16 protein-coding genes, 1 tRNA gene and 1 pseudogene are annotated in these 13,233 nt (G+C 70.5%); 17 read left to right on the top strand and 1 reads right to left on the bottom strand.

From position 1 onward, the window contains the following. The first annotated feature begins 2 nt into the window (after positions 1 to 2). From ACWGIH_RS03735 to ACWGIH_RS03805, 15 genes and pseudogenes are all read left to right on the top strand, one after another. The gene (locus ACWGIH_RS03735) at positions 3 to 1,355 is read left to right on the top strand and encodes an FtsK/SpoIIIE domain-containing protein (RefSeq protein ID WP_453444472.1); all 1,353 of its coding nucleotides are present in this window, start codon (positions 3 to 5) and stop codon (positions 1,353 to 1,355) included. A gap of 88 nt (positions 1,356 to 1,443) precedes the next feature. Continuing rightward, the gene (locus ACWGIH_RS03740) at positions 1,444 to 1,719 is read left to right on the top strand and encodes a hypothetical protein (protein WP_453444473.1); all 276 of its coding nucleotides are present in this window, start codon (positions 1,444 to 1,446) and stop codon (positions 1,717 to 1,719) included. Positions 1,720 to 1,724: 5 nt separating this feature from the next. Beyond that, complete coding sequence (locus ACWGIH_RS03745) at positions 1,725 to 1,913, top strand: hypothetical protein (protein WP_453444475.1); 189 nt, start codon at positions 1,725 to 1,727, stop codon at positions 1,911 to 1,913. A gap of 3 nt (positions 1,914 to 1,916) precedes the next feature. Further along, the gene (locus ACWGIH_RS03750) at positions 1,917 to 2,102 is read left to right on the top strand and encodes a hypothetical protein (protein WP_453444476.1); all 186 of its coding nucleotides are present in this window, start codon (positions 1,917 to 1,919) and stop codon (positions 2,100 to 2,102) included. 73 nt (positions 2,103 to 2,175) lie between these two features. Then, positions 2,176 to 2,319, top strand: a complete 144-nt coding sequence (locus ACWGIH_RS03755; protein ID WP_453444531.1) for a pRL2-8 — start codon at positions 2,176 to 2,178, stop codon at positions 2,317 to 2,319. Between the two features lie 86 nt (positions 2,320 to 2,405). Then, positions 2,406 to 3,029, top strand: a complete 624-nt coding sequence (locus ACWGIH_RS03760) for a DUF2637 domain-containing protein (protein ID WP_453444477.1) — start codon at positions 2,406 to 2,408, stop codon at positions 3,027 to 3,029. A 12-nt stretch (positions 3,030 to 3,041) separates the two neighbouring features. After that, positions 3,042 to 3,197, top strand: coding sequence for a hypothetical protein (locus ACWGIH_RS03765; RefSeq protein WP_453444478.1), 156 nt, complete (start codon positions 3,042 to 3,044; stop codon positions 3,195 to 3,197). A gap of 26 nt (positions 3,198 to 3,223) precedes the next feature. Continuing rightward, positions 3,224 to 3,547, top strand: a complete 324-nt coding sequence (locus tag ACWGIH_RS03770) for a SpdD-like protein (RefSeq protein WP_453444480.1) — start codon at positions 3,224 to 3,226, stop codon at positions 3,545 to 3,547. 91 nt (positions 3,548 to 3,638) lie between these two features. Beyond that, the gene (locus ACWGIH_RS03775) at positions 3,639 to 3,827 is read left to right on the top strand and encodes a hypothetical protein (RefSeq protein WP_453444481.1); all 189 of its coding nucleotides are present in this window, start codon (positions 3,639 to 3,641) and stop codon (positions 3,825 to 3,827) included. Then, a complete protein-coding gene (locus tag ACWGIH_RS03780) occupies positions 3,820 to 5,529 on the top strand; it encodes a DNA cytosine methyltransferase (protein WP_453444482.1) in 1,710 nt (569 codons plus the stop codon). Before ACWGIH_RS03775 ends, ACWGIH_RS03780 begins: the two co-directional genes overlap by 8 nt. A gap of 2 nt (positions 5,530 to 5,531) precedes the next feature. Then, positions 5,532 to 5,930 (top strand): hypothetical protein, encoded by a 399-nt coding sequence (locus ACWGIH_RS03785; RefSeq protein WP_453444484.1) that lies wholly within the window; start codon positions 5,532 to 5,534, stop codon positions 5,928 to 5,930. Next, positions 5,923 to 7,290, top strand: a pseudogene (repSA, locus tag ACWGIH_RS03790) (replication initiator protein RepSA). The gene ACWGIH_RS03785 and the pseudogene repSA overlap by 8 nt, the downstream one beginning before the upstream one ends. Continuing rightward, the gene (locus ACWGIH_RS03795; protein WP_453444486.1) at positions 7,287 to 7,484 is read left to right on the top strand and encodes a helix-turn-helix transcriptional regulator; all 198 of its coding nucleotides are present in this window, start codon (positions 7,287 to 7,289) and stop codon (positions 7,482 to 7,484) included. The pseudogene repSA and the gene ACWGIH_RS03795 overlap by 4 nt, the downstream one beginning before the upstream one ends. Beyond that, on the top strand, positions 7,484 to 7,750 hold the full coding sequence (locus tag ACWGIH_RS03800; RefSeq protein ID WP_453444488.1) for a hypothetical protein: 267 nt from the start codon (positions 7,484 to 7,486) through the stop codon (positions 7,748 to 7,750). The genes ACWGIH_RS03795 and ACWGIH_RS03800 overlap by 1 nt, the downstream gene beginning before the upstream one ends. Next, a complete protein-coding gene (locus ACWGIH_RS03805; RefSeq protein ID WP_453444489.1) occupies positions 7,725 to 8,921 on the top strand; it encodes a tyrosine-type recombinase/integrase in 1,197 nt (398 codons plus the stop codon). Before ACWGIH_RS03800 ends, ACWGIH_RS03805 begins: the two co-directional genes overlap by 26 nt. A gap of 174 nt (positions 8,922 to 9,095) precedes the next feature. Here ACWGIH_RS03805 and ACWGIH_RS03810 read toward each other — a convergent pair. Further along, positions 9,096 to 9,168, bottom strand: a tRNA-Arg gene (locus ACWGIH_RS03810). Positions 9,169 to 9,475: 307 nt separating this feature from the next. Between ACWGIH_RS03810 and ACWGIH_RS03815 the strand changes: the two genes are divergently transcribed. Both ACWGIH_RS03815 and ACWGIH_RS03820 read left to right on the top strand, forming a co-directional pair. Next, positions 9,476 to 11,146, top strand: a complete 1,671-nt coding sequence (locus tag ACWGIH_RS03815) for a dynamin family protein (protein ID WP_453444491.1) — start codon at positions 9,476 to 9,478, stop codon at positions 11,144 to 11,146. 5 nt (positions 11,147 to 11,151) lie between these two features. Next, on the top strand, positions 11,152 to 13,095 hold the full coding sequence (locus ACWGIH_RS03820) for a GTPase (protein ID WP_453444493.1): 1,944 nt from the start codon (positions 11,152 to 11,154) through the stop codon (positions 13,093 to 13,095). The last annotated feature ends 138 nt before the right edge of the window (positions 13,096 to 13,233 follow it).

The raw sequence follows: 13,233 nt of genomic DNA on the forward strand, positions 1-13,233 counted from the left end.
TGATGACCGAACTGTTATGGCTCGTCATCGCGTTGGTGGTGCTCGCGCTGATCGCGCGGGCCAAGGCTCCGGCCGTGTACTGGGTCCTGTTCGGTCTGCCGCTCGCGCTGGCGCGGGTGTTCTTCCCTTACCGGCAGACGATGGAAGCCTGTGAGCTGACGGTGACCCCGGCCTGGTGGAAGGTGTTCGCCAAGAAGACCATCAGTGCCGAGGTGGCGCGGCCCCGCATCCCTCGGGTGCACGGCATCCGTCCGACCGCGACCGGCGTGCGGCTGCGGATCAAGCTTCCCGCCGGGCTGATCCCGGAGGACGTGACCAAGGCTGCTGAGCGGCTGCGGCACGCCTGGGCGGTGCACTCGGTGCATGTCGTGGAGGCCAAGCCCGGTTTCGTGTCGGTGCGGCTGATCGCCTTCGACATCCTCGCCAAGGTCCGCATGCCGCGTCGGCTCGCTTCGGGCCCGTTGTCGGCCGTGGTCGCGCTGCGCGAGGACGGACTCCCGTACGTGCGCGACTACCAGGAATCCCCGCACGGCCTTACGCTCGGTGCGACCAAGTCGGGCAAGTCGATGTTCCAGCGCTGCTTGATCAAAGCCCTCGCGCCGTTGCGCGTGGCCCTGGTCGGGATCGATTGCAAGCGCGGAGTCGAGCAGAGCCCCTTCGCGCCCCGGCTGACCGCGCTGGCCACCACCCCCGACGAGGCGGACGGCCTGCTCGATGCCCTGGTCGGTGAGATGGAGGACCGCTTCGACCTGCTCTGCCTGCACCAGGGGATCGCACCGGATACCCCGCTCGAGGACATCACTTCCGACATCTGGGGCTTGCCCGCCACGGTGCGGCCGGTACCGATCGTTGTCCTGGTCGACGAGATCGCCGAACTCTTCCTCGTCGCCTCCAAGGTCGACACCGCACGGCGCGATCGCATGGTCACGCAGTTGGTGCGGCTCGCCCAACTCTCCCGCGCGGTCGGCATCCATCTGGAGATCGCCGGACAGCGCTTCGGCTCGGAGCTGGGCAAGGGAGCGACCGCGCTGCGCGCGCAATTGACCAACCGGGTCACGCATCGCTGCAACGACAAGCAAACCGCCGAAATGGGGCTCGGCGACATCAACGACCTCGCCGTCCAGGCCGCGACCGCGATCGCCTCCGAGCGTGCCGGGATGGCCGTGGCCGGGGACTCCTCCGGTAACTGGACACGGGTCCGTACGCCGAAGACGTCGATCGGTGACGTGGCCGCCGTGTGCCGACAGTTCGCCCACCTCACCCCGGAGATTCCGGCTCTGGCCGCCTACCGGCCCGCCGCGCTACTGCCCGAGTCGGCTCCTGCCACGGAATCGGCCCCGGCTCCCGCGCCTTAGTTCGTAGATCCCGTCTGCGGTCGGCGTGACCGCCTCGCGCCAGATCCCTACCCCTGCCATGTCCGACATCCCGAAGGAAGGCCCGGTCATGAGCCTGTCCGCCTCGTTCCACCCCACCGCCGACACCACGATCCGGTGCCACACCTACGGCACCGAACACGCCCCGATCATCGCCCTCGACGATGCCGGTCAGGTGCTGTGCGTCTCGCTCTTCGACTCCACGTCGACGGCCGACCACCGCGCCTTCACCCGCGACCTGCTCGCCGCCGTGTCCGAGTACGCCGCTGCGGTTGAGGAATGGGCCACTGCCCAGGACGCTCTCGCGACCGACGCCGCTCGCATCGACGTATCGAAGGCGGGCTGATCGTGATGTGCGACTACTGCGACGACTTCAACCGCACCGTGGTGATGCTCGGCGACCTGTGCCTGTACACCGAACGACCCGGCGCCGAACAAGAGTTCGCGGACGTCGTCGGAAGTGCGCTGGCGCTCTCGCTGCCCGAGGACGGCACCTCACCCGGCAATGGGCCTGCTGGCGAGTCCGGTCCGGAGGGGTGAGCCATGGCTGCTCCGCGCCGCAAGAAGCCCCCGTCTGCTCCCGCCGAACCGGCCAAGTGCCCGACCTGCAAGGGCGCCGGAGAGGTCTCCGTCTCCGTCCGCGTCGGACGCAAGCGCGAGACCACCACTGACCAGCAAACCGGCCTGTGCCTGGCCTGCCTGGGCACCGGCGTCGCACCACAGGGCTGAACACCCGAGATCGGCACGAGAGGAGTTCGTGATGAGCCTGTTCGGTAACCCACCGCGCACCGCTGGAAGGACCCTGTCCGTCCCCAAGGGCGAGTGCCCGCAGTGCTGGCGGCACGCCTACGACCCATCGGTGCACCGAGGACTCGGCCCTCGGCAGGACTGCCCGCAGTGCGTTGACCACATGGTCAACGGCTGTCCCGGTATCAATCGTCGCTGACCGCGTCGCCGTGACGGGGCGGTCAGGCTTTCCCGGCCCCGCCCCGCCCGGCGCACACCTCATACCTCTCAAGGAGGTGGCGAGAAGTGAACCGCCAGTTTCACCCGGACGGGGTCTTGGTGCAGGCCGTGATTGCCGGTGCGCTGTCCTTCGCCCACCTGCACGACATCGCTGAAGCGGCCGGGCAGACCGGCTGGAAGGCCTGGGCGTATCCGGTCTCTGTCGACCTGCTCCTTGTGGTCGCGTGGCGACGGCTTCGCACCGGGCGCACGCCGCGTCTGGCGTGGTGTTGGTTCCTGGTCGCCTTGGCCGCCTCTCTCGGTGCGAACGTCGCCACCGCCGGATTCCTCGACCTCGACCACGCTCCCGCGTGGCTGCGGTTCCTGGTCGCCGGCTGGCCCGCGCTCGCCTTCCTCGGCGGCACCCTGCTCGCCCACCAGCCCGAGAACGAATCCCCACACGTGCCGGACCAGGCGCCCGTGGCTCCGGCACCCGCACCGGAACCCCACGTGAGGCTCGATGTGCCCGAGCAGGCACCTGCCCTGCCCGCACGACCGGTGCCCGTGCCCCCGGCTCTGGTGGAACGCGCCCAGAAGATCGCCGACGCCCACCGGTCCGCGACCGGTGACGCGATCGACGCCGACACTCTGCGCGCCCGACTCGGCGTACCCGCCCCGATGGCCGAGTGCCTGGCCGCCCAACTCACCTGAAGGGAAGCGGCTATGGACGTTCCGCTGTGGTTCTTCGTCCTGTGCGTCGGCGTGCTCGGCATCAAGCTCGTCCGCCTGCCCTGGTGGCTGATCGCCGCCCTGCTCCTCGGCGGCTACCTCCTCGCCGCCAGCCCGCTCGCCCCCGTCATCAATCCATTCCTCAACTAGCCCGGTCCGAGAAGGGAGTTCCACCCATGTTCAAGCCCACGATCCCCGTCAACCCTCAGCCCACCGGAGAGACCGTGTCGACCATCACCACTCTCGGCGCCGTCGTGCCCCACGACACCGCTCATCCGGTCTGCGGTTGCCAGCACCACGTCCCGGCCACGGCCCGGCCCTTCGTGCGGCTCACCCCTGGCGCGCTCGCCCTGCTCGTCGGAGGCGGCATCACCGCCGTCCTGGTGGTCGGCGCCGTGCTGGTCTCCATGCTCCTTGCGGTCGCGATCACCGCCGGTGCGCTCGCGGTCGTCGCGCTGGTGGTCCGCTCGATCCTCACCACGGACACCCGCCGCCGCTGACCGGCCCCGGAGCGGTCTCAACCGCCAAGTCTCGCCCGCTCCGGAGCCGTGCCTCCTGCCCGAACCAAGAGATCCGGAAGGAAGAACCATCATGGCCCAGGACAGCCCTGCCCGCGCCCGTATCTGCCGCAACTGCGACGGCTTCGCCTCGGTCAAGGTCACCTTCGGCGGACGCGACGCCAGCGGCAACCGTCGTTTGATCACCGCCCGCTGCCCCGCCTGCCAGGGCACCGGTATTGCTCGCCGTACCGCGCGCATCACGGCGGTGGCCCATGTCTGACCTCACGCCGACCCATGAGTTGCCTGGCATCCGCATCGGCCTGCGCTCACCTGACGACGAGCCGTTCGCCGACTACGTCTGCGGTGGCTGCGGCGCGACCAACCAGGCCACCGGAGTCGAGGACGTGAAGGCGTTGGTGCAGCTGGGAGCGCCATCACGGCCCCGCCCATGCGAAGGGGGCGGTCCGATGATGCGCCGTGCTGCGACGTCCCGCCCGACCTCCATCCACCTTTTCTGCGGCGCGGGCGGGGACTCCGACGGGTTCCGGCGGGCCGGCTTCGACGTCGTCCTCGGCGCCAACCACTGGAACCGCGCAGTCGAGACCCATGCCGCGAACTTCCCCGAGGCCGAACACCTCTGCGTCGACCTCGACCACTACGACATGCGTCGCCTGCCCAAGGCCCGTGTCCTGGTCGGATCACCGATCTGCACCGAGGGGAGCCCCGCCGACGGCGTATCGCGCCCCAAGACCCGCCAGATCCCCGGCCAGTTGGACCTCCTGGAAGAAGGCCCGATGGCTGATGCGGCCTGGGAGCGCACCAGGGCAACCGCCTACGACATCCTGCGCGCCGCCGAGGTACACAACTTCGACGCCGTGATCTGCGAGAACGTGCCGCGCTTCGCGACCGCCTGGCCGCTGTTCTCCTGGTGGCTGCACGGCATGGAGATCCTTGGCTTCCGCCACCAGGTCATCTCGGTCTCCGCCGCCCATGTCGGCGATCCTGTCGACAACCCGCACGCTCCGCAGTGGCGGGACCGGATCTTCATCGTCTTCACCCGCCGCGAGATGCGCGCCCCCGACCTCGACGTCCGCCCGCTTGCCTGGTGCCCCGTATGCGATCAGGACGTAAGCGCGGTGCAGTCCTGGCGCAACGGCCGGAAGATCGGCAAGTACCGGCAACAGTACGACTACCGCTGCCCCCACACTGCCTGCCGCCACCGGCTCGTCGAGCCGTATGTCCGACCGGCCGCCGCCGCAATCAACTGGGCCGACCCCGGCATCCGCATTGCCGACCGCGCCGCGCACGGCCGTGGCCCCCTCGCCGCCTCTACCCTCCGCAAAATCAAGCTGGGACTGGCCAAGCACCGCGTCCCCGCCGTGATCACGGTCAACCACTCCGACCAGGGCGACGGCCGCGCCGTCCCCGCCACCGCTGCGCCCCTGGCGACCCGGACCGTGCGTATCGGTGACGGCGTCGCGATCCCTCCGCTGCTGGTTCCGGCGGGCGGAAGCTGGAACACCGAACCCACCACCGTGGCCACTCCGATGCGGACCCGGACCACCCGCGACAGCGAGGCCCTGTTCGTGCCCGCGCCGTTCATCACGGAGCACCGGGGCGGCGGCTCCACCACCCGCGCGATCAGCGACCCGCTCGGCTCGATCACCGCCGGAGGCAACCATCACGGCCTCGTGACCCCGTACCGCAAGGGCGGCCCGACCACGACAGCCGTGCCGCTGCACACGATCGCCACCCGCGAATCCGCCGGAGTGGTCCTCCGCGCCGACCACACCCTCGACGAGATCGACATCGAGGACTGCTACTTCCGAATGCTTTCCCCGCGCGAGCACCTGCGCGCCCAGCGCTTCACCGACGACTACACCGTCCTCGGCCATGGCGGCGAGCAGACCAAACAGGCGGGCAACGCGGTCCCCGCGAACGTCGCCCAGTGGATCGCCTCCCGGCTGCTGGAAGTGCTGTGACCATGTCGGAAGTCCGCGCGCTGACCCTGTGGCAGCCCTGGGCCTCGTGCATCGCCTACGGCCCGAAACGTATCGAGAACCGGCGCTGGGGGACTGACTTTCGGGGCTGGATCCTCATCCACGCAGGACACACCCTAGACCGCGACGCGTACGAATTCCCTCTGGCCCGGCCCTTCCTCAAACGCCCGCAACCACGGGGCGCCATTCTCGCGGTCGGCCGACTCGTCGACTGCCACCCCGGCGACGGCTACTGCACCCTGTGGTCCGCCCCCGGCCAGTGGCACTGGAAGTTCACCGACATCCGCACCCTGCCCGACCCGCTGCCCTGGCCCGGCGCACGAGGTCTGTGGGCCCCCACCCCACATCTCCTCGCAGCACTACGGGAGGTGGCCCGTGCCTGAGACCGGCACGCTCGACCCGATCGTCTTCACCGATCTCCTGCGGGTTGCCTACGCCCCGGACTTCGACGCATGGCGCGAGCAGATTCGCCGCACCGGAGGCTGCGCCAACCCCATCCACCTGACCGGCTGGACCGTCACCCAAGACAAGACCACCGGCACCGTGCTGCACCACACCGCCTCCGGCGAACAGCCCGGCGGTCGGCTCCGCATCGCCTGCGGCAACCGCCGCGCCACCCGCTGCCCGCCCTGCGCCTACCTCTACGCCGGAGACGCCTACCACCTGGTGCGCGCGGGCCTGTCCGGCGACGACCGCATGAACATCCCCGCCACCGTGCGCGAGCGTCCTCGCGTCTTCGCCACCCTCACCGCGCCTTCCTTCGGCCGGGTCCACAACGTCCCCGACACGGGCTCCGGTCGCTGCCACTGCGGCACCTGCCATCGCGAAGACGATCCCGCCCTCGGCACCCCGCTCGATGTGGAGTCGTACGACTACGCGGGCGCCGTGCTCTTCAACAATCACGCGGGCGAACTGTGGCACCGATTCGTCAACCGCCTGCGCCGCCAACTCGCGTCGGCCGCAGGCCTCACGCAGGTCGCGTTCCGGGAGACGGCCCGGCTGTCGTTCAACAAGGTCGCCGAGTTCCAAAAGCGCGGAGCGATCCACTTCCATGCGGTGATCCGCATCGACGGGCCCGACGGACCGGATACGTCCCCGCCGCCCTGGGCAACCGTCGATCTCCTTGCCGACAGCATCCGAGAAGCCGTGGCCCACCCTTACGTCAGCGTGCAGTTACCCGCTTCTGGTGACCAGCCGGCCCGGCTTCTGCGCTGGGGCAAGAAGCTCGACGTACGGCCCATCACCGCCTTCGGCACCGACGACATCAGCTAAGGCAAGGTCGCCTCCTACGTCGCCAAGTACGCCACCAAAGCCGCCGAGGAGACCGGGGCCCTGGACCGGCGTATCGGTGAACTCGCCGAACTCGACCGCGCCCACGTGCCCGACCACACCTGCCGCCTGATCCGCGCCTGCCACGACCTTGACCCGCTCTACCCCGAACGACGCCTGTGGGCCTGGGCGCACATGCTCGGCTTCCGCGGCCACTTCCTGACCAAGTCCCGCTGCTACTCCTCGACGTTCACGGCACGGCGACAGGTCCGTGCCGACTACCGCGCCCAACAGCAACGTGAAGCCCTCGGCCTGCCCGACCCGGACACCACCCTCGTCCTCGCCGACTGGCGCTACGCCGGCCACGGCCACACTCCCGGCGAATCTGCCCTCGCCGCGAGCATCGCTGAGGACATCCGAGTCAACCGCGAAACCGCTCGCGAAGCCTTATCGAGCGAGGGCTGTACGTCATGACCACAAAGGCACGTTCACGCGCGATGCTCACCCTCGCTGAGGTCTGCGAAGAGCTGCGCATCTCGCGCTCGACCTTCTACGACTGGCGGGCCAAGCGGCGCGCTCCTCGCTGCATCAAGCTCCCGAACGGGGATCTGAGGATCCGGCGCAGCGACTTCGATCTGTGGCTCGACGATCGGGAGGACGCTCGCTGATGGACGGGATGGAGACGACGTACAACGTCAAGGTCTACAAGATCCTGACCTACAAGGGCGCCAAGAAGACCACGTACACCGTGCGTTGGATGGTTGCTGGCAGGCGCTGGCGCCAGCCCTTCGACACGGTCGCGCTCGCTGACGGCTTCCGCTCCGAGCTGATCCAGGCAACGCGCAAGGGGGGAGGCGTTCGTCGTCGCGACCGGGCTCCCGGTGTCCCACCGGTCCAAGTCGGCCGCGATGAGCTGGTACAAGTTCGCCGTTGAGTACGTGTACGCCCGGTGGGCCCAACTCGGCGGCAATAGTCGCAAGAACATGGCCAGGACGCTCATGGCGACGACAATCGCTCTCCTGCGCTCCCAACCGGCGCACATCGACCCGGTGGCCCTGCGCACGGCACTGCGCGAGTGGGCGTTCAACGCGAATCGTCGGCCGGAAGCCCCACGGGACGTGGCGACCATCCTCCGCTGGGTCGAGCGGAACTCGCTGTCGGTCTCGGTCTGGGAGGACCCGGAGCAGGCGGAGGACGTCCTCCGGGCCCTCGACACCCGCCTCGACGGCAAGCAGGCGGCCGCCTGGTCCCGCAAGCGTCACCGTCGCGTCCTCAACGTAGCCATGAAGTACGCCATCCGTCGGCGCATCCTGCGGACCAACCCGCTGCCCAAGGGCCGGGACTCGGGGATGGCCACCACCAGGACCACGGGCGCCGTCGACAAGCGCTCCTTGCTGAACCCTGAGCAGGCGGCGGCACTCCTCGGCTGGATCCGTCGTCGACCGCGGGGAGGTCCTCGGCTGCACGCCTTCTTCGCCACGCTGTACTACTGCGCGCCCCGCCCCGAAGAGGCCGTGGCCATGCGCGTGTCGGACGTCCGGTTACCGGCCGCAGATGACGCCGATCAGTGGTGCGAGTTGCTGATCCACCGGGCGACTCCGGAGGTCGGCAGGCAGTGGACGGACACGGGCGAGATCCACGAAGTACGCGACCTCAAAGGGCGGGCTGAAGGCGATACGCGCACCGTGCCCGGCCACCCTGCCCTGACCCGCATCCTGAGGGCGCACATTGAAGCCGAGGACCTCAAGCCCGGCGATCTCCTTTTCCAGGGCGAGAAGGGCGGCATCCTCGCCGGCTCCGTCATCCGCCGCGCCTGGCGCAGTGCCCGCGCCGCGGTACTCGCCCCGCACGTCTTCGACTCGCCCACCGGCAAGCGCGTGTACGACATCCGGCACACCCGCCTGACCAAGTGGCTCAACGACGGGATCCCGCCCGCACAGGTGGCCGACTGGGCAGGCAACAGCGTGCCCGTGCTGCTCGCCACGTACGCCCGATGTGTCGAAGGTCAACTGCCCGATTTGAAGAAGCGGCTCGAAGCGGCCGGAGATCTCCCCGAGGTCGAGACCGATGACGACACCGACCCGGCTTCCGATCACCGCGACTGATCGCCCCGAAAACTTCGACACGTATTCGACACGGCGACGTGCGGAAACCCGGTGACAGCCGGACGGTACCGGGTCTGTGCACTGATCGGCGGGGAAGCGGCCTGGGCCGCCATGCGTCGCCCAGCGGTCCTCTGACCAGCAAAAAAGCCCTACCGGAGTAGGGCCTTTTGAAGGCGCCCCCGGCAGGACTCGAACCTGCGGCCAAGCGCTTAGAAGGCGCCTGCTCTATCCACTGAGCTACGGGGGCCGGATGGTGGCCGGTGGCCTGGAGCCCGGGTGAGGACGAGCCGTGACCTTGCCGGGGACAAGGATAGGGCTCCCGGGTCCTTGTCCCTGGTGCTTCGCCTCCGCGGCACTATGTGGAGGTTCGGTGAAGCGGTCCTGATAATCGCAGGCAGGTGCGAATCTCGCATCGCTTTTGGCGTCTCACGCCCCGGGTGTTGTGCACTCGTTATGCCTGCGCCCCAGTCGCCCCTTCCATCCCAAGTGTCCGATCGGCGCGCAGGGGTGCCCATATGCTTCAGAAAGCCACCAAAATTGGGCATTCTTCACATGTGGTGACCTTGGACGTACGGCCTCAACTGCTCGACGCACTCTCCGCCCTGCGCGAGCGTGTCGCCGCCGCACGCTTTCCGCTCCCCTTGGCGGGGGCGCCACGCGCGCGTGCCAACCGGAACGAGCTCCTTGCCCAGCTCGACGACTACTTGGTGCCCCGCCTGCGGGCCCCCGAAGCGCCATTGCTCGCCGTGATCGGGGGTTCCACCGGGGCGGGCAAGTCGACCCTGGTGAACTCCCTCGTCGGGCGGCAGGTCAGCGAGGCGGGGGTGCTGCGGCCCACGACCCGTACACCGGTCCTCGTATGCCATCCGGAGGACCATCACTGGTTCGCCGGCATGCGCGTACTGCCCGACCTCACGCGCGTGTGGGTGCCGCGTCCGGAGCCTTCGGCCGGGCGGGACGAGGACGACGACAACGACGACCTGCTGCCGCTCGCGCCCGACGGCGAGCGCGCGCTGCGCATCGAGACCGCGGAGGCCCTGCCCCAGGGGCTCGCCCTCCTGGACGCCCCCGACGTCGACTCGCTCATCTCCGACAACCGCATCCTCGCCGCCGAGCTGATCTCCGCCGCCGACGTCTGGGTCATGGTGACCACCGCGTCCCGGTACGCGGACGCCGTGCCCTGGCATCTGCTGCGTACCGCCAAGGAGCACGACGCGACCCTCGTCACCGTCCTCGACCGGGTGCCGCACCAGCTGGTGGCCGAGGTGTCGCGGCAGTACGGGGCGCTGCTCCTCAAGGCGGGCCTCGGCGACGTGCCGCGCTTCACCGTGCCCGAGCTGCCCGAGTCCACGGGCGGTGGCGGGCTGCTCCCCGCCACCGCCGTCGCGCCGCTGCGAGCCTGGCTCACCCACCGGTCCCAGGAGCCCACGGCCCGCGCGCAGGCCATCGCGCGCACGGCACACGGCGTGATCCAGTCCCTCAACGTGCGGGTCCCGGAACTCGCGGGCGCCGTCGCCATCCAGTACGCGGCCGCACTGCGGCTCACCTCAGCCGTCGACGAGGCCTACGGACACGAGCACGCGCGCGTGCGGGAGCGTCTGCAGTCCGGCGCCGTCCTCGCGGGCGACGCGTTGAAGCGGTGGCGCAGCTATCCGCTGGACTGCGGCGCGGGTGAACTCCTCGACGCCGTCGCCGAGAGCCTGGAGGCGCTGCTGCTCTGCGCGGTGACCGCCGCCGACGAGCGCATCGACGAGGCGTGGCGGCGTGAGCCCGCCGCAGCGGCACCCGGGCTCGGCGACCGTGACCGGTCCGTTCAGAACGCCGAGAACGCCGGAAGCGCCGAGAGCGCCGAGCACCGTATCGGGATGGCCGTACGGCGCTGGCGACGCATCCTGGAGGAGTACGCGGAGGACGAGGTCCGCGGGCTCGACCGCATCGAGAAGAACCTCGTGCCCGACCCCGAAGTGGTGGCCGCCCTGCTCGCCACGGCCCTGCTCGGCGGTGACCGCGGACGCTCGGCGGGAGAGACGCTCGCCGAGCGGATCGGCGCCCAAGGAGCGCTCCGGCTGCGGGACCGGGGCGGACGCCTGCTCGCCACCTACCTGGACAACGTCCTGGACGCGGAGCGCGAACGGCGCCTCGCCCCCCTCGACAGCCTCGACGTGAATCCCGAACCCCAGGCCGACCTGATCGCCGCGCTGTCCGTACTGCAGAAGGAGAGGTGACCGCGGTGACTGCCGTCACTGATCACACCGAGCACGAGCGCGACGAGCCCCCCAAGGAGCCGCCGAACCCCGAGGGCGCCGCCGGGGAGCCCCGTGGTGACTCCGAAGTCGTCTGGGACGACGGGCTGATCGCGCGGCGCGGCGGTGCCACACGAAGCGGCTCCGCCCAGGTGACGAGGGAGGGCGCCGACGCGTACGCCCCCGCGGAAACCCCGTCCGCGGCACCCTCCGGCGCGCCGTCCACTACGCCATCCGGCGCTCCATCCGGTGCTCCTTCCGGTACGTCATCCGGTGCGTCATCCGGTGCGTCGTCCGGTACGTCGTCCGGCGTTTCGACCGCCTACGAAGGGCCCCTGCGCGCCCGGCTCGACGCCCTGCGGGAGCTCGTCGGGCTCTCTCGCACCCGGCTGGACAGCGCCACGCTCGCCGAGGCGGGCAGGGTCCTGGACGAGGCCGCCGCCCGGCGCAGGCTCTCCGGCAGGCACACCGTGGTCGCCATCGCGGGCGCCACGGGGAGCGGCAAGTCGACGCTCTTCAACGCCCTCGCCGGCGTGACGATCTCCGACACGGGCGTCCGCAGGCCCACCACGGCGGCCCCCATCGGGTGCAGCTGGACGGATGGCGCGGCGGGGCTCCTGGACCGGCTCGGCATCCCCGGACGGCTGCGCAGACGCCCGCTCCAGGGACCGGACCTGAACACCCTGGAGGGGCTCGTTCTGATCGACCTGCCCGACCATGACTCGGCGGTCGGGGAGCACCGCGCGCACGTGGACCGCATCCTCGCGCTCGTCGACGCGGTCATCTGGGTCGTCGACCCGGAGAAGTACGCCGACGCGATGCTCCACGAGCGCTATCTGCGGCCCATGGCCGGGCACGCCGAAGTCATGTTCGTCGTGCTCAACCAGGTGGACCGGCTTCCGGGCGACGCCGCCGACCAGGTGCTCGACGACCTGCGACGGCTGCTCGACGAGGACGGCATCGCACTGGGTGAACACGGCGAACCCGGCGCCACCGTGCTCGCCCTGTCCGCGCTGACCGGCGACGGTGTCGGCGAACTCCGTGACTCCCTCGGCCAGTTCACCAAGGAGCGGGGCGCCGCCGCCCGGCGGATCGCGGCCGACCTGGACGCCACCGCCGACCAGCTGTGGCCCGTGTACGCGGCCGGGGCCGGATCGCACGGGCGCGGGGGCCGCACGTGGATCGGGCTCAGCGAGGAGGCGCGCGAGGAGTTCGCCGACCGGCTCGCGGAGGCGGTGGGAGCGGCCGCGGCCGGGCAGGCGGCGGAACGGGCGTGGCGGCGCAACGCGGGCAAGGCGTGCGGAACGCCGTGGCTGCGGCTGTGGCGTTGGTACGAGGCCCAGCGCTCGCCACGGGGCATCGGCTGGCCGGTGGCCCAGGCGCCCGCGGACGAGGAGGCAACGGCTCGCCAGCGTGTCGAGCAGGCGGTGCGCACGGTGGCCGACGAGGCCGCCTGGGGGCTGCCGCAATCCTGGGGGCAGGCGGTGCGGGAGGCCGCGGTGCGCGGCGCGGAGGGGCTGCCCGAGGCCCTCGACGAGCTGACGGTGTCGGCCGGGGTGCCGGAGGGGAAGCCGCCGCGGCCCGGGTGGTGGCCGGTCGCGGTCGTCGCCCAGGCGGCGATGACGCTGCTCCAACTCGTGGGCGGGCTCTGGCTGGTGGCGCAGATCATCGGGGTCGCCGCGCCGAACCTGGGGGTGCCGGTGCTGCTGATGCTGGCCGGCATCGTGGGCGGCCCCTGCGTGGAGTGGGGAAGCCGGATGGCGGCACGGGGGCCCGCGCGGCGCTACGGCCTGGACGCCGAACGGCGGTTGCGGGAGGCAGCCGCCGGGTGCGGGCGTGGGAGGGTCCTGGATCCGGTGGCCGCTGAGGTGCTGCGGTATCTGGAGGTGCGGGAGCAGTACGTGCGGGTGACGGGGGCGGTGGTCGGCTGAGCGGGGGATGCCTCACTGGGACGCCTCACCTGGATCTCTCACCTGGACGTCTCACTCCGTCGGGTGAGGGAGTTTTCCACAACTGCCCGGTAGACCACAGGGCTCAGCGGGGATGCCCCGACCGGTCCACCCTGAGAT

Source organism: Streptomyces sp. NPDC054872 (genome assembly GCF_053610705.1).